The sequence below is a fragment of the Streptosporangium sp. NPDC049248 genome, from assembly GCF_040678965.1.
Classification (GTDB): domain Bacteria; phylum Actinomycetota; class Actinomycetes; order Streptosporangiales; family Streptosporangiaceae; genus Streptosporangium; species Streptosporangium fukuiense.
The window spans coordinates 40,770-60,644 of record NZ_JBFAQY010000005.1 but is presented as its reverse complement, the minus strand read 5'-3'; the positions used below and the strand labels follow the sequence as shown (position 1 = coordinate 60,644).

Below are 19,875 nucleotides of genomic sequence, written 5' to 3'. Positions count from 1 at the left end.
ACCGAGATTAGCTCTCGGCCCCGCCGAACTCACGCTCGAGCGAAGCCCGCTGGTTCGTACCCAGGCCCCGCACGCGGCGGGACTCGGCGATGCCAAGCCGCTCCATGAGCTGCTTGGCGCGAACCTTGCCCACGCCGGGGAGCGACTCAAGAAGGGCCGAAACCTTCATCTTGCCGATGACGTCGTCGGCCTGCCCGTCTTTGAGCACCTCAGCCAGAGAGACCGCACCGTGCTTCAGGCGGTTCTTCACCTCGGCACGCTCTCGGCGGGCCTTGGCAGCCTTCTCTAGGGCTGCGGCGCGCTGCTCAGGGGTTAGGGGAGGAAGAGCCACGCCGGGTCACCTCGAATTTCCTGTCGATGTACTCGGACGGGAAGGGAAACTAGCTGGTCATGGCGCTTCAAGCAACGTCAAGACCACTTTATCCCTCTAGAAAATCTACTTCGTGACTTTCCGTGCCCACGGCGTCGCGCTGTGTGGACAAAACTACGCTCAACGCCGAGTTTTCCGGGCCTGTGTCATGCGCCGTGTCCGGTGGCCGCGGAGGTGCGCCGAAGGGCCGCGGCGATGCCCGCGGCCGTCGCGCCGGGGTCGGCGGAGCCGGTGATCGGGCGGCCGATCACGAGAAGATCCGCCCCGTCGGCGAAAGCCCGCTCGGGAGTCGCTACTCTTGCCTGATCCTGACTCTCGGCGCCGGCGGGGCGGACGCCGGGGGTGATGAGCGTGATGTCGGGCCCGACCTCGGCACGCACCGCGGCCACCTCGCGCGGCGAGCAGACGAGGGCCTGGGCGCCCGCGGCGACGGCCATGGCCGACAGGCGGCGCACGGCGTCCTCGGTGGGGCCCCTGACGCCCATCTGCTCCAGATCGGCCTCCGAGAGCGACGTGAGCAACGTCACCGCCGCGATCTGGGTGTTGGGCACGGCCTCCACCGCCGCCCGGATCATCGCGGGGCCGCCGGTGGCATGGACCGTCAGGATGGCGGGCTTGAGCCTGGCCACGGCCCTGGCGGCACCGGCGACGGTGTTGGGGATGTCGTGGAGCTTGAGGTCGAGGAAGACCCGCACCCCGCTCGCCCCCCGGACCGAGGCGATCACGTCGGGGCCGTAGCGGAGGTAGAGTTCCAGCCCGACCTTGACCGTGGTGACGTGTGGGGTGACCAGGCTGGCCCAGTGAGCCGCGGTCTCGAGGTCTGGCGCGTCCAGGGCGACGGCGATGGGTGCGGGCGTCACAGGGAACTCTCCTCAAGGTCTATCCGGTGCCGGGTGGACGCCCCCGGCGGGCGGTGTGCCAGCCCGACCGCGTCGGCCAGCCGGTGGAACCCCCGGGCCGCCAGGATCTCCTCAAGCTCGCGGAGGATGCGCAGGCAGGCGTAGGGGTCGTGGAACAGTGCGGTCCCCACCGCGACGACGCAGGCCCCGGCGAGGATGAACTCGAAGGCGTCCCTGCCGGTCAGCACGCCGCCCATGCCGATGATGGGCACGCTGGGCAGGGCCGCGTGGACCTGCCACACGCAGCGTACGGCCAGTGGCCTGACCGCGGGGCCCGACAGGCCGCCGGTGACCGCGGCGAGCACGGGCCGCATGGCCTCGGTGTCGATGCTCATGCCGAGCGGATTGTTGATCATCGACAGGGCGTCGGCGCCGCCGTCCACGCACGCGCGGGCCACGCTCACGATGTCCATGACGTCCGGGGAGAGCTTGGCCACCACGGGCACGTCGTAGCGCATCACCGACCGCACCGAGGCGATCACCTCGGCGGAGGCCGCGCCGTCGCGGGCGAAGACCCGGCCCCGGTCCTCGATGTTGGGGCACGACAGGTTGACCTCCACGGCGGTGACCCCGGGCGCGTCGGTGAGCCTGCGGGCCAGCGCGGTGTACTCGGCCACGGTGCCGCCGCCGATGGACACCACGGTCCGCACGCCCCGCTGGGCCAGCCAGGGCAGCTCACGCTCCAGGAAGGCGTCCACACCCGGCCCCTGGAGCCCGACGGCGTTGAGCATGCCCGAGGGCGTCTCGGCCATCCTGGGGGTCGGGCGGCCCGCCCTGGGGGCCATCGTGATCGACCGGGTGGTCAGCGCGCCGATCCGGGCGAGGTCGAAGAACTGGGCGAGCTCGGAGCCGGACGCCGCGCACCCGGCGGCCGTGGTGACGGGGTTGACCAGCTCCACGTGCCCCAGGTACGTCCGCATGTCAACCGGCATTCCGTGTTCCTCCACCGGGTGCTCCCAGCGCGTCGAACGGGATCGTCCCCACGTCGTCGAAGCGGACGCGCTCGCCCCTGAAGACCGGTCCTTCGACGCACGAGCGCACCATCCGGGTCACCCCGTCGTCCCCGATGACCGGCAGCACGCACGTCATGCACACGCCGATCCCGCACGCCATCCGCTCCTCGACCGCCACCTGGACGGGGATGTCGAACTCGACGGCCACCGTGGTGACGCCGTGCAGCATCGGCATCGGACCGCAGGCGTACACCGCGTCGGCCCGTACGTCGGCGATCACGCCGGGCAGCACGTCGGTCACCCGGCCGCGCATGCCCAGGGAGCCGTCCTCGGTGGTCAGCGTGGTCGTCTCCCCCATCCTCCTGGCCCGCAGGGCGCCGAACACCCGGTCGGCCGAGGCCGCGCCGAGCACGAAGTCGACGCGGCAGCCACGCCGCTGGAGGGCGTCGGCCACGGTGAACAGCGTCGCCGAGCCGTGCTCGGCACCGACCAGGACGCAGGTCACCGGGTCCCTGGGCAGCGGGAACGGGCGGCCGAGCGGGCCCACCAGATCGAGGGTGTCACGGGCGCGCCGGTCGGCCAGCCAGGCCGTGCCCGGCCCGCTCACCGAGAAGACGAACTCGACGGTGCCGCCGTAGTCGGGCTTGACGTCGTGGACGAAGAAGGCGCGGCGCGTCAGCATCGACGTCTGCGCCCCGCCCACGGCCACCCCGACGAAGTGGCCGGGCCGGAAGCGCTCGGCGATGCCGGGCGCCACCACGGTGAGCGCATGGTAGGCGTCGACGCGGCGCGTCGTCAGCACCGTGCCCGTCACCTGCACCGGAGTAACAGGCGTCTTCCTCACCTCCGCTGGGGCGCCGGCCTCACTCCTCAACCGCTCCGCAACCGCTTCGCGTGCTCCTGGAGGGACCGTACGCCGATGTCGCCGCGGACGATCGCCTGGATGCCCTGTACCGCCGCGGCCAGGCCCTGGACCGTGGTGATGCAGGGGATGGCGCGCAGCACCGCGGCGGTGCGGATCTCATAGCCGTCCAGGCGGGGTCCCGACTGGCCGGGGCTGCCGAAGGGGGTGTTGACGATGAGATCCACCTCCCCGTCCAGAATGCGCCGGACGATGGTCTGCTCGCCCGCGGGACCGGCTCCCTCGCTGTGCTTGCGCACGATCTTGGCACGGACACCGTTGCGGCGCAGGACTTCGGCGGTGCCCTCGGTGGCGAGGATCTCGAAGCCGAGGTCGGCGAGGGCCTTGACCGGGAAGATCATGGCGCGTTTGTCGCGGTTGGCGACCGAGACGAACGCCCGCCCCTTGGTGGGCAGCGAGCCGTAAGCGGCGGCCTGCGACTTGGCGTAGGCGGTGCCGAAGAACTCGTCGATGCCCATGACCTCGCCGGTGGAGCGCATCTCGGGGCTGAGCACGATGTCCACGCCGCGGAACCGGTTGAAGGGCAGCACGGCCTCCTTGACCGCGATGGGCGCGTCCAGCGGCATGGTGCCGCCGTCGCCGCTCTCCGGCAGCAGGCCCTCGGCGCGCAGTTCGGCCACCGTGGCGCCCATCATCACCCGGGCCGCCGCCTTGGCCAGCGGCACCGCCGTGGCCTTGGAGACGAACGGCACGGTACGGCTGGCGCGGGGGTTGGCCTCCAGCACGTACAGGATGTTGGCCGACATGGCGTACTGCACGTTGAGCAGGCCGCGCACGCCCACGCCCCTGGCGATGGCCTCGGTGGCGGAGCGGATGCGCTTGATGTCGTAGCTTCCCAGCGTCATCGGCGGCAGCGAGCACGCCGAGTCGCCGGAATGGATGCCGGCCTCCTCGATGTGCTCCATCACGCCGCCGAGGTAGAGCTCCTCGCCGTCGAAGAGCGCGTCGACGTCGATCTCCACGGCTTCGTCGAGGAACTTGTCAACCAGCACCGGGTGGTCGCTGGCCGCGCCCGCCTTGGCCATGTAGGCGGTCAGGGTCTCGTCGTCGTAGACGATGGCCATGCCCGCGCCGCCCAGCACGTAGGAGGGGCGCACCAGCACCGGGTAGCCGATCTCCTCGGCGATGGCCAGCGCCTCGTCGGAGGTCACCGCCACGCCGTGCTTGGGGGCGGGCAGGCCCGCCTCGGCGAGGACCCGGCCGAACGCGCCGCGCTCCTCGGCGAGGTGGATCGACTCGGGCGAGGTGCCGACGATCGGGACACCGGCGTCCTTGAGCGCCTGGGCCAGGCCGAGCGGGGTCTGGCCGCCGAGCTGGACGATGACGCCCGCGACGGGGCCGGTCTGCTGCTCGGCGTGGACGACCTCCAGGACGTCCTCCAGGGTGAGCGGCTCGAAGTAGAGCCGGTCGGAGGTGTCGTAGTCGGTGGAGACCGTCTCGGGGTTGCAGTTGACCATGACGGTTTCGTAGCCGGCCGCCGACAGCTCGAAGGAGGCGTGCACGCACGCGTAGTCGAACTCGATGCCCTGGCCGATCCTGTTGGGCCCCGAACCGAGGATGAGGACCTTGGGGCGCTCCCCGTAGGGGACCTCGGTCTCCTCGTCGTAGGTGGAGTACAGGTAGGGGGTCTGCGCGGCGAACTCGGCGGCGCAGGTGTCGACGGTGTTGTAGACCGGGCGGACGCCGAGCGCGTGGCGCAGGTCGCGCACCCGCGACTCGGTCATGTCGCGCAGCTCGGCGATCTGCGAGTCGCTGAAGCCGTACCGCTTGACCCTGGTCAGCACCTCGGCGGTCAGCTGCGGTACCTCGCGCAGTTCGGTGGCCATCTCGTCGATCGCGATCAGCTGGTCGACGAACCACGGATCGACACGGGTGGCCTCGAACAGCTCCTCGGCGCCCGCTCCGGCGCGGATGGCCTGCTGCATGGTGAACAGCCGCCCGTCGTGCGGGATACGGCAGGCGGCCAGGAGCTCGTCCCTGTCGCCCGGATCGCCCGCCCAGGTGAAGGAGGCGCCCTTCTTCTCCAGCGAGCGCAGCGCCTTCTGCAGGGCCTCGGGGAAGGACCGGCCGATCGCCATGGCCTCGCCGACCGACTTCATGTGGGTGGTCAGGGTCACGTCGGCCCCGGAGAACTTCTCGAACGCGAACCGGGGCACCTTGACCACGATGTAGTCCAGCGAGGGCTCGAACGACGCCGGGGTCTCCTTCGTGATGTCGTTGGGGATCTCGTCCAGCGTGTAGCCGATGGCGAGCTTCGCGGCGATCTTCGCGATCGGGAAGCCGGTGGCCTTGGAGGCGAGCGCCGAGGAGCGCGAGACGCGCGGGTTCATCTCGATGACGACCATGCGGCCGGTGCGCGGCTCGACCGCGAACTGGATGTTGCAGCCGCCGGTGTCGACGCCGACCTCGCGGATGACCGCGATGGCCACGTCGCGCATGTTCTGGTACTCGCGGTCGGTCAGGGTCAGCGCGGGGGCCACGGTGACGCTGTCGCCGGTGTGCACGCCCATCGGGTCGATGTTCTCGATCGAGCAGACGATCACCACGTTGTCCGCCCGGTCGCGCATGACCTCCAGCTCGTACTCCTTCCAGCCGAGGATGGACTCCTCGAGGAGTACCTCGGTGGTCGGCGAGGCGTCGAGGCCCGCCCCGGCGATGCGGCGCAGCCCCTCCTCGTCGTGCGCGAAACCGGAGCCGACCCCGCCCATGGTGAAGGAGGGCCGCACCACCAGCGGGTAGCCCAGCTCTCCTGCGGCGGCCAGGCACTCGTCCATGGTGTGGCAGACGAACGAACGGGCCGACTCGGCGTTGAGGCCGTACTCCTCGGCGACCTTGGCCACGATGCCCTTGAACAGCTCGCGATTCTCGCCCGCCTGGATGGCGTCGACGTCGGCGCCGATCAGCTCGACCTCGTAGCGCTCCAGAACGCCGGCCTCGTACAGGGAGATCGCGGTGTTCAGCGCGGTCTGCCCGCCCAGGGTGGGCAGCAGCGCGTCGGGCCGCTCCTTGGCGATGATCTTCTCGACGATCTCCGGGGTGATGGGCTCGACGTAGGTGGCGTCGGCGAACTCGGGGTCGGTCATGATGGTCGCCGGGTTGCTGTTGACGAGGATCACGCGGAAGCCCTCGGCACGCAGTACGCGGCAGGCCTGGGTACCCGAGTAGTCGAACTCGCATGCCTGGCCGATCACGATCGGTCCTGAGCCGATCACCATGATCGACTGGATGTCCGTGCGCTTAGGCACCCTTGCTTCCCTCCGTACTTATCGTTGCCCGCTCCATCAACGCGCAGAAGTCGTCGAACAGGCTTGCGGAGTCGTGCGGGCCGGCCGCGGCCTCCGGGTGGTACTGGACGCTGAAGGCCGGACGGTCCAGCAGCCGCAGCCCCTCGACGCAGTCGTCGTTGAGATTGACGTGGCTGACCTCCGCCGGGCCGTACGGCGTGTCGAACACGCCCTCCAGCGGGGCCCGCACCGCGAAACCGTGGTTGTGCGCGGAGATCTCCACCTTGCCGGTGCCCCGGTGCTGTACCGGCTGGTTGACACCTCGGTGGCCGTAACGCAACTTGTAGGTGCCCAGCCCCAGGGCGCGCCCGAAGAGCTGGTTTCCGAAGCAGATGCCGAAGAACGGGACACCCGCGTCGAGGACCCCGCGAAGCGCCTTGACCGGTCCGTCGGCGGTGGCGGGGTCACCGGGGCCGTTGGAGAAGAACACCCCGTCCGGACCGAGCGCGAGGATCTCCTCCGCGGTGGCCGAGGCCGGCAGCACGTGCACCTCGCAGCCGCGCTCGGCCATCCGGTACGGCGTCATCGCCTTGATCCCGAGGTCGACCGCGGCCACGGTGAACCGCCGCGTGCCGATCGCGGGCACCACGTACGGTTCGGCGGTGGAGACCTCCCCCGCCAGGTCGGCACCCTCCATCACGGGGCTGCCCAGCACCCGCTCCAGCAGTTCCTCGACCGGCGCCAGGGCCTTGCCGGAGAAGACCCCGGCCCGCATCGCCCCCCGCTCCCGCAGGTGACGGGTCAGGGCGCGGGTGCCGGGAATGGCGATGCCGACGACGCCCTGCTCCCTGAGGTAGTCGTCCAGGGAACGGTTGGAGCGCCAGTTGGAGGCCACCCGGGCCGGCTCGCGGATCACGTAACCGGCCACCCACACCCGCGAGGACTCCGGATCCTCGTCGTTGATCCCGGTGTTCCCGATGTGCGGCGCGGTCATCGCGACGATCTGGCGGTGGTAGGACGGATCGGTCAGCGTCTCCTGGTAGCCGGTCATCCCCGTGTTGAAGACCATCTCGCCGAAGGTCTCGCCCTCGGCGCCGTAGGGGGTCCCGTGGAAGACTCGTCCATCTTCCAGCACTAGCACTGCGGTCACTCACACACCCCGATCATCTCGGCTACAGCTCCGCAAAGTATGAAATATCTGGCACATCGGTCCGCCGTCGCCGCACCGGGCGGAACGCCCCCACGTCCCGGTGCGGGAAGGCGGGAGGTCCTCACGTGAGCTTCCCGTCCAGGACCGTCGGCCTGCCGCGCAGGAAGGTCGCCACGACCCGGCCGGGCAGGGTAAGGCCCTGGTAGGGGGTGTTGCGGCTCTTGGAAGCGTAGCCCGCCGGGTCGACCGCGGCGCGCACCGCCGGGTCGTAGAGGGTGAGGTTGGCCGGCGCGCCGACCTCGATCGGCTGCCCGTGTCCCCGAAGCCTGCCGATCCTGGCCGGGGCGCAGGACATCCGCTCGGCGACACCGGCCCAGTCGAGCAGCCCCGTCTCCACCATCGCCTCCTGGACCACCGCGAGCGCCGTCTCCAGGCCGATCATGCCCATCGCGGCGGCGGCCCACTCGGCCTCCTTGTCCTCGACCGGGTGCGGGGCGTGGTCGGTGGCCACGCAGTCGATCGTGCCGTCGGCCAGGGCCGCGCGCAGCGCCTCGACGTCGGCGCGGGTGCGCAGCGGCGGGTTCACCTTGTAGATCGGGTTGTAGGAGCCGACCGGGGAGTCCTCGACGAGGTCGTCGGTCAGCAGCAGGTGGTGCGGGGTCACCTCGGCGGTGACGTCCCAGCCCTTGGACTTGGCCCAGCGGATGAGCTCCACCGAGCCCGCCGTGGAGACGTGGCAGATGTGCAGGCGCGAGCCGACGTGCGCGGCCAGCAGGCAGTCGCGGGAGATGATCGCCTCCTCGGCGACCGCGGGCCATCCGGTCAGGCCCAGCCTGCCGGAGACCGCGCCCTCGTTCATCTGCGCGCCCTCGGTCAGCCGCGGCTCCTGGGCGTGCTGGGCCACGACGCCGTCGAACGCCTTGACGTACTCCAGCGCGCGGCGCATGAGCACCGCGTCGGAGACGCACCTGCCGTCGTCGGAGAAGACCCGCACCTGGGCCGCCGAGTCGGCCATCGCGCCGAGTTCGGCCAGGTGCTCGCCGCCCAGGCCGACCGTGACGGCTCCGACGGGCTGCACGTCGCAGTAGCCCGCCTCCTGGCCCAGGCGCCAGACCTGCTCGACGACGCCGGCGGTGTCGGCGACCGGGTCGGTGTTGGCCATGGCGTGCACGGCGGTGTAGCCGCCGAGGGCGGCGGCGCGGGTGCCCGTGGTGACGGTCTCCGCGTCCTCACGCCCCGGCTCGCGCAGGTGGGTGTGCAGGTCCACCAGACCGGGCAGGGCGATCAACCCCTCGGCCTCGACGGTCTCGACGGTCTCGCCGACGCTCAGCCCCTGGCCGATCTCCACCAGGAGACCGTCGCGGATCAGGATGTCGGCGGGCTCCCCGCCGAGGATCCTGGCGCCCCTGATGACGATGCCGTCACGCGTGGTCCCGATGCGGTCGTTCATCAGATCTCTCCCCCGAGGTCGGCGCCGCCAAGCAGCAGGTACAGAACGGCCATGCGTGCGGTCACACCGTTGGCGACCTGCTCGACGATCGTCGAGCGCGGCGAGTCGGCCACCTCGGCCGCGATCTCCATTCCCCGGTTCATCGGGCCGGGGTGCATCACGATGGCGTGGTCGGGCATTCTGGCGACGCGCTCGCGGTCGAGCCCGTAGCGGCGGCTGTACTCCCGCTCGGTGGGGAAGAACGCCGCGTTCATCCGCTCGCGCTGCACGCGCAGCATCATCACCACGTCGGACTTGGGCAGCATCGCGTCGAGGTCGTAGGAGACCTCGCACGGCCAGGAGTCGACGTTGACCGGGAACAGGGTCGGCGGGGCGACCAGGGTCACCTCGGCACCGAGGGTGGCCAGCAGCAGCACGTTGGAGCGGGCCACCCTGCTGTGCAGCACGTCGCCGACGATGGTCACTTTCCTGCCGTCCAGCGAGCCCAGGCGGCGGCGCATGGTGAAGGCGTCGAGCAGGGCCTGGGTGGGGTGCTCGTGGGTGCCGTCACCGGCGTTGACGACACTGCCGCGCACCCAGCCGGCCAACCGGTACGGGGCGCCCGAGGCGCCGTGCCGGATGACGACGGCGTCGGCGCCCATCGCCTCCAGGGTGAGCGCGGTGTCCTTGAGCGACTCGCCCTTGGAGACGCTGGATCCCTTGGCGGAGAAGTTGATGACGTCCGCCGACAGGCGCTTGGCCGCGGCCTCGAAGGAGATCCTGGTCCGGGTGGAGTCCTCGAAGAAGAGGTTCACCACGGTGCGGCCCCGCAGGGTGGGGAGCTTCTTGATGGAACGTTCCGAGATCTTCGCCAGCTCGTCCGCGGTGTCCAGGATGAGCAGGGCGTCGTCACGGGTCAGATCGGCCGCCGAGATCAGGTGCCGCTTCACCGGCCCTCCTCCTTCAGCAGCAGGACCGCGTCGCGGCCGTCGTTCTCCTCCAGGTAGACCTTGACGCTCTCGGACTTGGAGGTCGGCAGGTTCTTGCCCACGTAGTCGGGGCGGATGGGCAGCTCGCGGTGGCCGCGGTCGACCAGGGTGGCGAGTTGCACGGCCTGCGGGCGGCCCAGGTCGTTGAGCGCGTCGAGCGCGGCACGGACCGTGCGGCCGGAGTAGAGGACGTCGTCGACGAGGACGACGGTCCTGCCGTCGATGCCGTCGGCGGGCAGTTCGGTGCGGCCCAGCGCGCGGGCGGGACGCAGGCGCAGGTCGTCTCGGTACATCGTGACGTCGAGGGAGCCGACGGGCACGGAACGGCCCTCGAACTGCTTGATGTGGGCGGCCAGGCGGCGGGCCAGGTGGACCCCGCGCGTGGGGATGCCCAGCAGGACGACGTTCTCGCCGCCCTTGGTCCGTTCAAGGATCTCGTGGGAGATGCGGACCAGGGCCCGGTTGATATCGGGCTGCTCGAGAACGGCGCGCGCACCGCTCAGCGCATGCGAAATGGCATCGGTCAAGGAGTAACACCACCTTTCCCGCCTCACAGGACGGGTCTTAAAGGAAGTCAGCGCTCTTACGTTACCAGCCGTTCGAAGGCTCGCCCTGACCGGCCCCACCTCGGCGGATGCCGGACACCGCCCCAGGGATCTTCCCAAAAGTGAATAAATATCGTGATCTTCACTGACTTCCCATGGTTCTGGCGGGTATGCGCTTTAGATCCGTACCAACGCGAGGTATGGCGAGCGCGCCCACGGAGACCCACAGAGGCCCACAGAGACCCACGGTGTCCGAGGCGCCGCCCTCCCGACTCTCTCGTCACCAGCCGCGAAGGAAGAGAAATGGCCTTTCACGTCGACTCCGAGGTCGGCCGGCTCCACCAGGTCCTGCTTCATCGGCCCGAACTCGCCCTGAAACGGCTCACGCCCTCGAACAAGGACGACTTCCTCTTCGACGACGTGCTGTGGGTGCAGCGCGCGGTGGAGGAGCACGAGGAGTGGCAGAGGCTCCTGGTCGACCAGGGGGTCACCGTCCACATGCTCTCCGACCTGCTCCACGAGACCGTCGAGATCCCCCAGGCGCGCAAGCACATCCTGGACGGCATCGCCGACGAACGCTACTTCGGCCCGATGGCCGTCGACGCCATCCGCAACGCGCTGGACTCGATGGACTCCACGATGCTCCAGCGCTATCTCACCGGCGGCATCACCAAGCGCGAACTGGTGGACATGGGCACCGATCCCAAAAGCCTCGCCTTCCACACGCTCAGGCCGGACGACTTCGTCCTGCCCCCGCTGCCCAACCACCTGTTCACCCGCGACACCTCCTGCTGGATCTACGACGGCGTCTCGATCAACGCGATGAGGAAGAAGGCCCGCCGCCGCGAGACGGTCAACATGGAGGCGATCTACCGCTACCACCCCGCCTTCGCCTCCGGCTACGACCGGCCCGAGGAGGGCGGCTACCACGTCTGGATGCCCGGCATCCCCGCGGCTCCGGCCACCATCGAGGGCGGCGACGTGCTCGTCATCGGCCGGGGCGCGGTGCTGGTGGGGATCAGCGAGCGCACCCAGCCGCAGGCTGTCGAGATGCTCGCGCGGAGCCTGTTCGCGAAGGGCGCCGCGACCAGGATCGTCGCGCTGGACATGCCGAAGGCGCGGGCCTTCATGCACCTGGACACGGTGATGACCAACGTGGACGTCGGGGTGTTCACCAAGTTCGCGGGGCTGGGCATGCTGCCCTCCTACACCGTCGAGCCCGGCGACAACGAGAAGGAACTCAAGATCACCGACCATCCCCCCGAGGACATGCACAGAGCCATCGCGCGGGCCGTCGGCCTGGACGACATCAAGGTCCTCAGCGCGACACAGGACGTGTACGCCTCCGAACGGGAGCAGTGGGACGACGGCTGTAACGTGCTGGCCCTGCGACCCGGCGTGGTCGTGGCCTACGAGCGCAACACCACCACCAACAACCACCTGCGCCGCAACGGGATAGAGGTCATCACGATCCGGGGCAGCGAGCTCGGCAGGGGCCGGGGCGGCCCGCGCTGCATGAGCTGCCCGCTGGAACGCGACGGCGTCTGAGCCCTCCCGGCGGCCGGGCGGATCGCCGCCACGAAAGGCACCGCCGAGGTGAGGAGCCCGGCTCGCCCGCCTCCGCCGCCCGCGTCCCGATCGGGGCGTCGGGCGAGGCAGGCGGCCGCCGGCGGGCCGCCGCGGAGACGGCACCGGCGAGCCTCGACCGGCATGCGGGCACACCGCCGATCCGCACCGTCCGGATGGACGGGATCGTCGCACCGGGTATTCCTCCCGGCCGCGTCGTCGAAGATCATACTCTTGTCGCCGCACCCGAAGATGATGTTGCCCGAATCCTCCGGAAGAAGCCAGAATCCAGCGAAAATCCCGTAAAAACTAGAGGTTTCGCGATGCACGGTAGGACAACTACCGCGTTTGAGGCGGACCACATCGGACCGGATTCGACATCTTTTTTCCAATCAGCTTGACCTTAGGCGCCCACAGCTTTACCGTCACTGTCCGTAACCACACCTCGTGGCGTTATCGGGTGAACCCTGACGCACCGGTCATCGAAGACGCCTCCCCGGGCGCCAACCCTGTGACCGGGGCATAAGTTGCGAGGTAGCACAATCAAGTTGAGAGCAGTACATACAGAGCCGGGGGGCCACACCATGCCGTCTGAGTACGCCAAGTCGCTGGGTGCACGACTCCGCGCCATTCGCACCCAGCAGGGCCTGTCCCTGCATGGAGTCGAAGAGAAGTCCCGCGGGCGCTGGAAGGCGGTCGTCGTGGGCTCCTACGAGCGTGGCGACCGTGCCGTCACCGTGCAGAAGCTTGCCGAGCTGGCCGATTTCTACGGGGTGCCGGTCTCGGAGTTGCTGCCCGGAGGGGCTGCCCCCAGCCCGCTGGGCCCGACACCGAAACTTGTGATCGATCTTGAGCGCCTTGCCCAGCTCCCCAAGGAGAAGGCCGGTGCGCTTGCCCGCTACGCGGCCACCATCCAGAGCCAGCGCGGCGACTACAACGGCAAAGTGCTGTCCATCCGCCAGGAGGACCTCCGCTCCCTTGCCGTGATCTATGACAAGTCCCCCAGCGAGCTCACCGAGGAGCTCATCGGCTGGGGAGTCCTGGACCCCGAGGCGCGCCGCGCCGTCGAGTCCTTCTGACCGTCTGACCGGTCGTGGGTGCGCCGGAACCGGCGTGCCCACCCCGCCCCGCCCCGAAAAATCTTGCTCTCAGCAGAACGTTGGCTGCATTCCGCCCCGGCCCACGGCCACTGTGGTAGGAAAAGGCAAACATTCGATTGGCGAGATACGGTGGACATGACTTCGGGAGATGATCGGCTCGATCACTCTCGGCCGCGCCCAAAAAGCCGCCTCCACTCGGTCATGGTGTCGCTGGGATCGACCAAGACGCGCACCTTCCTGCGGTTGCTGGCGTCGATCGGCACCACCGGGACTCAGGACACCCTGAAGCTGCTGCCGTTCGTCGTCATGGCCGTGGTGGCCGTGATCGACTTCGGCTCGGGCCCCACGTCCGGCCTTCTCCCGCTGCTCGCCCTCGGCCCGGCCTTCGCCAGTGTGGCCTGCGGCCTGGCCCGCACCACCGTGATCGGCGTCGTCGCCCTGGTGCTGTGCGTCGCGCTCGGCCTCTACAACGACATCCTCTGGACACCGCGTACCAACATCACCATGTTCGCCATCCTCGGCGTCACCGTGGCCAGCGTGCTGGCCAGCGCCGGGCGGCTGCGCCACGAACGCCAGCTCGCCGACGTGCGCTCGGTGGCCGAGGCCGCCCAGCGGGTGCTGCTGCGCCCTGTGCCCCGCCGCGCCGGTCCCGGCATAGGCGTGGCCGTCTCGTACACCTCCGCCACGGCCGAGGCCAGGATCGGCGGTGACCTGTACGAGGTCGTCACCACCCCGCACGGGGTCCGGATCATCGTGGGAGACGTGCAGGGCAAGGGCCTGGAAGCGGTGGAGACCGCGGCCGTGGTGCTCGGCGCCTTCCGGGAGGCGGCCCACGACGAGAAGAAGCTCCAGGGCGTCGTGGCACGGCTGGAGAAGGCACTGACCCGCGAGTTGTCCGGCGAGCAGTTCGTGACCGCCGTGCTGGCCGAGATCCGTGGCGGTTCCACCATCGCCGTCATCAACTGCGGCCACCCCCCGCCCATGGTGCTGGACGCCGAGGGCACGATCTGGTTCGCCGACCCGCCGGATGAGGCCCTGCCGCTGGGCATGAGCGCACTACAGGCCAGCAAGCCGCAGCCGCACCACATCCCTTTCGAGCCGGGAGACCAGGTCCTCTTCTACACCGACGGGGTCATCGAGGCGCGCAACGGGTTCGGCGAGTTCTACCCGCTGCCGGAGCGGGCGCACCTGCTGGACGGTGAGGACGACCCTCAGGGGTCGCTGGACGCGCTCCGCGCGGACCTGCTCCAGCACGTGGGCAGACCGCTGGGCGACGACGCCGCCATGCTCCTGCTGCGCCACCGCGCCGTCCAGGAGAACTCCTCGGCGGCGTAGACCGCCGCGGGTCCTGCCCGCCGAGGCCGGCCGGACGGCGCCCCCCGCGTCGTCGACGGTCACCGCGACACCGTCCGGCCGACCCTCGCCAGGACGGAGAGGGACCCTAGCCCGCCAGGGGGACGTGGCCGGGGAGCACGGGTTGCGCCGGCACCCCGAGCAGGTTCTCGACCTCGACGACGAAGCGCTCCGCCTCGGAGATGAGCTCCTCGGCGTCTCGCGACGACACCGTGCGGGTCAGCCCCGCCTCGGCGGCGGCCCGCTTGGCCGCGCTCGTCTCGAAGTAGGGCGCCCACTCGGCCAGCCGGGGCTCGGCCTCGGGGAGCAACTCCCAGGCGCTGCGCAGCCTGCGCCTGCGGCCCTGCATGGGACGGGGTCGCGCGGCCAGGACGGCGGCGGCCGCCCTGAGCGCCGCGAGGTGGGCCGCGACATAACGAGCGGCGGAGGTCCGGGCGGCGGCGGCCTCTTCGAGGCAGTCACGCGCGTCTGTGAGGTGCGCTCGCACCGTGGGGGAGAGTCGGGGCCCACCGGAATCGCCGAGCCGAGGGGTCATGTGCGTCAGCCTCCTTGGTCGCAAGCGGCTCCCGGCGTTTTCACCGGCGGTGTCAACATTCGCAGACCCCACCGACAAATCCACCGGGTGGCCGGACGAGGAGCTTCCCCTCTCCCCGTCCGCCCCGACCTGGGCCCGATCGTCTCCTCCGACGACGTGGATCCGGCCGACCACCCTGGACACGGGTTACCAGACCCGCGTCATTACATCGAACATAAATTCGACCACTAATACTGTCAAGTAAAACAGCGAACAAAAGTTCGATCTTCCGATATGACAGACATGACGGAGGCCCCGGGAGATCTCCGTCTCCCGGGGCCTCCGCTCGCCGAGCGCCGATCCGCCCGCCGGTTCGCCCGATCCGCCGCGCTACCGGGCGAACCTGCCCCGGACGTGCACCGGCACCCCGGTGCCGAGCAGACCGGGAAGGACCTCCGCCACGTGCATCGGCAACCGGACACAGCCGTGGGAGGCGGGTGCCAGCGGCACCGACAGCGCGCCGTGGAAGGCGATGCCGCCGTTGAAGAAGATCGGGTTGTAGAGCTGGCCCAGGTAGGACTTGTGCCAGCCGTCCCTGCGCCAGGTGGTCTTGTAGTCGCCCGTCGGCGTGCGGGCGTCGCCGCAGAACCGCTGGGTCTTTCCCTCCCAGGTGGCCGTCTCGCAGTAGGCGATCCCACTGCCCGAGGAGGTGTGGCTGATCAGCCGCACCGCGCCGTCGACGTAGAGGACCATCACCTGGGTGGCGAGGTTCACCTCCACCCGGGTCGGCTTACCCCCGGGGACGAGCACCTTCGGCGCCAGCGGACTCTCCAGGGCCTGCCAGGTCCTGCGCGCCACCGTGCTGGTCGGCGAGATGCCGTTGACCTTCTGGAAGGCCCAGATCGCGGTCAGGGTCGCACCGCCGTAGCGGCCGTCGATCCTGCCCGGGGCGTAGCCGAGCTCGGCCAGCCTCTCCTGGAGCGCCTTCACCGGGGCGCCCTTCGCGCCGAGCCTGAGCGTCTTGCCCGGTGCGACGAACCGGGACGCCTCGGTCCTCGTCGCGACGGCCGGCGCGGCCGAGACCGCGGCCTGGGCCTCGGCGACGCCCGCGGAAAGGGTGACGCCCACGGAAGAGAGGAGCACGGCCCCCGCCGTCATCAGCGCGGCCGCTCCCAGCCGCTGTCCAACCCCCACTTTCCATCAACTCCTCATATCACTATGGATCAGGTCAAGGGACCATAGCGCACGGGTTCCCCGTGCAAGCGACCGGTTATGAAGCGGAAATCAACGGTCAACCCGTTTAGAGTGGCCAGGTGCCAGAAAAGTTGCATCCGAACGTTGAGAAAGTCGCCGCCGTGCTCCGTGAGCACGCCGTCCCCGGCGAGATCGTCACCTTCGCCGAGGCCACCCCGACCGCCGCCAGCGCCGCCGCGCAGCTCGGCTGCGAGGTCGGCGCCATCGCCAACAGCCTGATATTCGACGCCGACGGCGAGCCGCTCCTGGTACTGACCAGCGGAGCCCACCGGGTCGACACCGACCTGATCGCCGGGACGGCCGGTGTGGCGAAGGTGAAGCGCGCCGACCCCGCCTTCGTGCGGGCGGCCACCGGCCAGGTCATCGGCGGCGTCGCCCCGGTCGGCCACCCCGCCCCGGTCAGGACGCTGGTCGACACCTGGCTGGGCAAGTACGACGTCGTCTGGGCCGCCGCCGGCCACCCGCACACCGTCTTCCCGACCTCCTTCGACGAGCTCGTCCGCATCACCGGCGGAGTCCCCGTCGAGGTCGAGTGACCGCGATCCGGCGATGACCCGCGTCATGTCCTCCCTGCTAGGGTGCGACGCGTGATCGGACTGCGACGGATCGGCCCCGACGAGTTCACGCTCCGGTTGGACGCGGTCCTTGACGTCTACACCGAGGCGATGAACCCGCCCGCCGACCAGATCGCCGGTCGCAAGGCGATCATGGGGAGCCACGCCACCAACCCCGCCTTCACCTGCCTGTTCGCCGAGCTCTCCGACGGCACCCCGATAGGCATCGCCTACGGTTTCCACGGAGTCTCCGGCCAGTGGTGGCACGACGTGGTCCGGCGGGCCCTCGCCGAGAAGCACGGCGAGGGCAGCGCCCGCGGCTGGCTGGGCGACGCACTGGAGCTCGCCGAGATCCACGTCCGCCCCGACTACCAGGGCAAGGGCATCGGACGGTCAATGATCATGGGAATATGCGCGGGCCGCCTGGAGCGCACCGCCGTGCTGTCCACCCGTGACCGGCCCACCGCGGCCCGGCACCTCTACCGGAGCCTCGGCTTCGCGGACCTGCTCACACAGTTCGTCTTCCCCGGCGGGCACGAGCGCTACGCGATCCTCGGGGCGGTCCTTCCGCTGGACGGCTGAGCCGCCCAGCGGGAGACTTCCCGCTCAGCCCCCCAGCGAAGGGGCCTTCGGCGTGTGGTCAAGCGCCTGGAAGACCTCGCGGGTCGCGCTGGAGCGGTTGAAGGTGATGAAGTGGATGCCGGGCGCGCCCTCGTCGAGCAGGGTCTGGCAGAGCTCGGCGGCGAGCTCGATGCCCAGGCTGCGCACGGCGGCCGGGTCGTCGGCGATGGCCGCGAACCTCTCGGCCACCTCGGGCGGGAACGGCGCGCCGGAGAGCTGCTCCGACCTGGCGATGGTGCTCATCTGCGTGACGGGCATGATGCCCGGGATGATCGGTGTGTCACAGCCGCTGGCCGCCACCCGGTCACGGAGCCGCAGGTAGTCGTCCGCGCGGAAGAACATCTGGGTGATCGCGTAGTCGGCGCCCGCCCGGCACTTGCGTACGAAGTACTCGGTGTCGGACTCGATCGAGCGCGACCTGGGGTGCTTGTAGGGGAAGGCGGCCACGCCCACGCAGAAGTCGCCGGACTGGCGGATGAGCCTGACCAGTTCCTCGGCGTACAGGACGCCCTCGGGGTGGCGCACCCACTCGCCCGTCACGTCGCCCGGCGGGTCGCCCCGCACGGCGAGGATGTTGCGAACGCCCGCCCCGGCGAACCGGCCGACCAGGTGGCGCAGCTCGCGGATGGAGTGGTTGACGGCCGTGAAGTGGGCGACCGGGGTCAGCGTGGTCTCATGGGCGATCCGCTCGACGATGTCGACGGTGCGGTCGCGGGTGCTGCCTCCGGCACCGTAGGTGACGGAGACGAAGGTGGGTTGTAGCGCCTCCAGCTCGCGGACGGCACGCCAGAGCTGGCGCGCTCCCTCATCGGTCTTCGGGGGGGAGAACTCGAAGGAGAACGAGTGGGCACCGGCGGCGAGGAGTTCGCGGACGGTGGCGACACGATCTGGAAGAACGGACGGGCGACCCAGAGCCATGGGGCAAGGATACCGACCCGGCCGCTCGGATGCCCGATCAGATCGCGGCCGCCCACGGAGTGACCTTCACGCGGAACAACCGTTCTTCTAGATCGAAATATCCCCTTAGACCGTTAATCTCATTACTTGACCTCGTCCCGGCGCCGAAGCCGGAGGATCCCAACTTTCATAGATTGGGTTTCCTGCCTCATGACCAGTCGCGCGAAACCCGGAGGTGTCGTGTCTCGCACCGGCCCCACAACCGTTCCGCCTCTCCACCGCCCCGGCGGGCAGGCTCGTGCCGGCCATGCGTACGGTGGTCGGGGGGTCATCACCGCCGGACACGGTGCCAGGGCGTGCGGCACCGTACCGCGTTTCCTCCCCAGAGCTGAAGCCCAGGGTTTCCATACCGGAGGTATTCGATGATCACTTCTGCAACCGCGCTGGACATGATCCGGTCCGAGGTCGACCATGCTCTCCGGCGGTTCGTCGAACAACAGCGTCCGCAGGTCAGCGCTCCAGAGCTGGCCCCTCTTGTCTCCGCGGCCGAGGACTTCCTCTCGGGCGGCAAGCGGCTGCGCCCCGCCTTCTGCTACTGGGGCTGGCACGGTGCGGGCGGGGGCGACGACCCCGCGCTCTTCGCCGCGGCCGCCTCCCTTGAGCTGCTCCAGGCGAGCGCCCTGGTGCACGATGACGTGATGGACGCCAGCGACCTGCGCCGGGGCATGCCCTCGGCGCACCGCAGGTTCGAGGAACTGCACAGAAAGGCGGGCTGGCACGGCTCCGCCGAGCAGTTCGGCGAGGGTGCGGCCATTCTGCTGGGCAACCTGATGCTCATCTGGTCCGGTGAGATGTGGCGCAACAGCGGCCTGCCGGCCGCCTCGCTGGCGGCGGCGCAGAAGGTGCACGACGACATGCGCACCGAGTTGATGTGCGGCCAGTATCTCGACCTGCTGGAGCAGGCGCACGGCGAGGGCACCTTCGACAGCGCGCTGCGAGTCGCCCTCTTCAAGAGCGGCAAGTACTCCGTGGAGCAGCCGCTCCGGCTCGGGCTGGTACTGGCCGCCCAGGGCAGGGAGCCCTGGATCGACCGGCTCTGCGAGGAGTACGGGCGGTCCGTGGGCATCGCCTTCCAGCTTCGCGACGACATCCTCGGCGTGTTCGGCGACCCGGGCGAGACCGGCAAACCGGCCGGCGACGATCTCCGCGAGGGCAAGCGGACGATGCTCATCGCCCGCACGCTCGCCGCCGCCTCGGCCTCCCAGGCACAGGTGGTACGCACCACGCTCGGCGACCCGGACCTGGACGAGGCCGGAGTGGACCGGCTGCGCCGGATCATCGAGGAGACGGGGGCTCTCGTGGCGTGCGAGGACCTGATCAAGGGATACCTGGAGAACGCCCTCGGTTCGCTGGAGGGCGCCCCGATCCGGCCCGACGCCCGGGAGGCCCTGGCCGACCTCGCGGTGGCCGCCACCTCCCGGAGCACCTGAACCGCGTATCCGAACCACGCATCCGAACCGCGCGCCTGATCCGTG

At 70.0% G+C, this 19,875-nt stretch carries 18 protein-coding genes; 6 read left to right on the top strand and 12 right to left on the bottom strand.

The features are described 5' to 3' along the window. Positions 1 to 7 precede the first annotated feature (7 nt). The 9 genes from mihF to pyrR all read right to left on the bottom strand — a co-directional run bounded on the left by mihF (position 8) and on the right by pyrR (position 10,463). Complete coding sequence (gene mihF, locus AB0K21_RS11970; protein ID WP_030909986.1) at positions 8 to 331, bottom strand: integration host factor, actinobacterial type; 324 nt, start codon at positions 329 to 331, stop codon at positions 8 to 10. A gap of 185 nt (positions 332 to 516) precedes the next feature. Further along, positions 517 to 1,230 carry an orotidine-5'-phosphate decarboxylase gene (gene pyrF, locus AB0K21_RS11965; RefSeq protein ID WP_343979603.1) on the bottom strand — a complete coding sequence of 238 codons (714 nt, stop codon included), beginning with the start codon at positions 1,228 to 1,230 and terminating at the stop codon, positions 517 to 519. Beyond that, the gene (locus tag AB0K21_RS11960; RefSeq protein WP_030909991.1) at positions 1,227 to 2,201 is read right to left on the bottom strand and encodes a dihydroorotate dehydrogenase; all 975 of its coding nucleotides are present in this window, start codon (positions 2,199 to 2,201) and stop codon (positions 1,227 to 1,229) included. The genes pyrF and AB0K21_RS11960 overlap by 4 nt, the downstream gene beginning before the upstream one ends. Then, a complete protein-coding gene (locus AB0K21_RS11955) occupies positions 2,191 to 3,042 on the bottom strand; it encodes a dihydroorotate dehydrogenase electron transfer subunit (protein WP_343979797.1) in 852 nt (283 codons plus the stop codon). Before AB0K21_RS11955 ends, AB0K21_RS11960 begins: the two co-directional genes overlap by 11 nt. 50 nt (positions 3,043 to 3,092) lie before the next feature. Beyond that, positions 3,093 to 6,389 (bottom strand): carbamoyl-phosphate synthase large subunit, encoded by a 3,297-nt coding sequence (gene carB, locus AB0K21_RS11950; protein ID WP_343979608.1) that lies wholly within the window; start codon positions 6,387 to 6,389, stop codon positions 3,093 to 3,095. Then, complete coding sequence (gene carA / locus AB0K21_RS11945) at positions 6,382 to 7,518, bottom strand: glutamine-hydrolyzing carbamoyl-phosphate synthase small subunit (protein WP_343979611.1); 1,137 nt, start codon at positions 7,516 to 7,518, stop codon at positions 6,382 to 6,384. Before carA ends, carB begins: the two co-directional genes overlap by 8 nt. Before the next feature lie 121 nt (positions 7,519 to 7,639). After that, positions 7,640 to 8,968 (bottom strand): dihydroorotase, encoded by a 1,329-nt coding sequence (locus tag AB0K21_RS11940; RefSeq protein WP_343979614.1) that lies wholly within the window; start codon positions 8,966 to 8,968, stop codon positions 7,640 to 7,642. After that, positions 8,968 to 9,897: an aspartate carbamoyltransferase catalytic subunit gene (locus AB0K21_RS11935; RefSeq protein WP_343979617.1), complete on the bottom strand. Its 930-nt coding sequence runs from the start codon at positions 9,895 to 9,897 to the stop codon at positions 8,968 to 8,970. Before AB0K21_RS11935 ends, AB0K21_RS11940 begins: the two co-directional genes overlap by 1 nt. Beyond that, positions 9,894 to 10,463 (bottom strand): bifunctional pyr operon transcriptional regulator/uracil phosphoribosyltransferase PyrR, encoded by a 570-nt coding sequence (gene pyrR, locus AB0K21_RS11930; RefSeq protein ID WP_281178467.1) that lies wholly within the window; start codon positions 10,461 to 10,463, stop codon positions 9,894 to 9,896. The genes AB0K21_RS11935 and pyrR overlap by 4 nt, the downstream gene beginning before the upstream one ends. 321 nt (positions 10,464 to 10,784) lie before the next feature. Between pyrR and AB0K21_RS11925 the strand changes: the two genes are divergently transcribed. The 3 genes from AB0K21_RS11925 (at position 10,785) to AB0K21_RS11915 (ending at position 14,482) form a co-directional block, all read left to right on the top strand. Next, on the top strand, positions 10,785 to 12,029 hold the full coding sequence (locus tag AB0K21_RS11925; RefSeq protein WP_343979626.1) for an arginine deiminase: 1,245 nt from the start codon (positions 10,785 to 10,787) through the stop codon (positions 12,027 to 12,029). 602 nt (positions 12,030 to 12,631) lie between these two features. After that, positions 12,632 to 13,126 carry a transcriptional regulator gene (locus tag AB0K21_RS11920; RefSeq protein WP_030910010.1) on the top strand — a complete coding sequence of 165 codons (495 nt, stop codon included), beginning with the start codon at positions 12,632 to 12,634 and terminating at the stop codon, positions 13,124 to 13,126. A 222-nt stretch (positions 13,127 to 13,348) separates the two neighbouring features. Further along, positions 13,349 to 14,482 (top strand): PP2C family protein-serine/threonine phosphatase, encoded by a 1,134-nt coding sequence (locus tag AB0K21_RS11915; protein ID WP_343979633.1) that lies wholly within the window; start codon positions 13,349 to 13,351, stop codon positions 14,480 to 14,482. A gap of 106 nt (positions 14,483 to 14,588) precedes the next feature. On the opposite strand, the gene AB0K21_RS11910 is transcribed toward AB0K21_RS11915, so the two are convergent. Both AB0K21_RS11910 and AB0K21_RS11905 read right to left on the bottom strand, forming a co-directional pair. Beyond that, a complete protein-coding gene (locus AB0K21_RS11910; RefSeq protein ID WP_030910014.1) occupies positions 14,589 to 15,035 on the bottom strand; it encodes an SAV_6107 family HEPN domain-containing protein in 447 nt (148 codons plus the stop codon). A 369-nt stretch (positions 15,036 to 15,404) separates the two neighbouring features. Further along, a complete protein-coding gene (locus AB0K21_RS11905) occupies positions 15,405 to 16,208 on the bottom strand; it encodes a L,D-transpeptidase family protein (RefSeq protein ID WP_343979637.1) in 804 nt (267 codons plus the stop codon). A 161-nt stretch (positions 16,209 to 16,369) separates the two neighbouring features. On the opposite strand from AB0K21_RS11905, the gene AB0K21_RS11900 reads away from it, so the two are divergent. Continuing rightward, positions 16,370 to 16,804, top strand: a complete 435-nt coding sequence (locus AB0K21_RS11900) for a YbaK/EbsC family protein (RefSeq protein ID WP_343979800.1) — start codon at positions 16,370 to 16,372, stop codon at positions 16,802 to 16,804. Positions 16,805 to 16,855: 51 nt separating this feature from the next. Beyond that, positions 16,856 to 17,404 (top strand): GNAT family N-acetyltransferase, encoded by a 549-nt coding sequence (locus AB0K21_RS11895; RefSeq protein WP_343979640.1) that lies wholly within the window; start codon positions 16,856 to 16,858, stop codon positions 17,402 to 17,404. A gap of 24 nt (positions 17,405 to 17,428) precedes the next feature. Here the strand turns inward: AB0K21_RS11895 and metF are convergent, their stop codons facing one another. Beyond that, the gene (gene metF / locus AB0K21_RS11890; RefSeq protein ID WP_364149468.1) at positions 17,429 to 18,361 is read right to left on the bottom strand and encodes a methylenetetrahydrofolate reductase [NAD(P)H]; all 933 of its coding nucleotides are present in this window, start codon (positions 18,359 to 18,361) and stop codon (positions 17,429 to 17,431) included. A 401-nt stretch (positions 18,362 to 18,762) separates the two neighbouring features. Here metF and AB0K21_RS11885 point away from each other — a divergent pair, with 401 nt between their 5' ends. Further along, positions 18,763 to 19,830 (top strand): polyprenyl synthetase family protein, encoded by a 1,068-nt coding sequence (locus tag AB0K21_RS11885; protein ID WP_343979646.1) that lies wholly within the window; start codon positions 18,763 to 18,765, stop codon positions 19,828 to 19,830. Positions 19,831 to 19,875 lie beyond the last annotated feature (45 nt).

What these genes read in the sequence shown, in the direction of transcription:
- AB0K21_RS11960 (WP_030909991.1), bottom strand. Translation starts at nt 2,201, where the DNA reads ATGCCGGTTGACATGCGGACGTACCTGGGGCACGTGGAGCTGGTCAAC.
- AB0K21_RS11940 (WP_343979614.1), bottom strand. Translation starts at nt 8,968, where the DNA reads ATGAACGACCGCATCGGGACCACGCGTGACGGCATCGTCATCAGGGGC.
- AB0K21_RS11925 (WP_343979626.1), top strand. Translation starts at nt 10,785, where the DNA reads ATGGCCTTTCACGTCGACTCCGAGGTCGGCCGGCTCCACCAGGTCCTG.
- AB0K21_RS11920 (WP_030910010.1), top strand. Translation starts at nt 12,632, where the DNA reads ATGCCGTCTGAGTACGCCAAGTCGCTGGGTGCACGACTCCGCGCCATT.
- AB0K21_RS11915 (WP_343979633.1), top strand. Translation starts at nt 13,349, where the DNA reads ATGGTGTCGCTGGGATCGACCAAGACGCGCACCTTCCTGCGGTTGCTG.
- AB0K21_RS11910 (WP_030910014.1), bottom strand. Translation starts at nt 15,035, where the DNA reads ATGACCCCTCGGCTCGGCGATTCCGGTGGGCCCCGACTCTCCCCCACG.
- metF (WP_364149468.1), bottom strand. Translation starts at nt 18,361, where the DNA reads ATGGCTCTGGGTCGCCCGTCCGTTCTTCCAGATCGTGTCGCCACCGTC.
- AB0K21_RS11885 (WP_343979646.1), top strand. Translation starts at nt 18,763, where the DNA reads ATGATCACTTCTGCAACCGCGCTGGACATGATCCGGTCCGAGGTCGAC.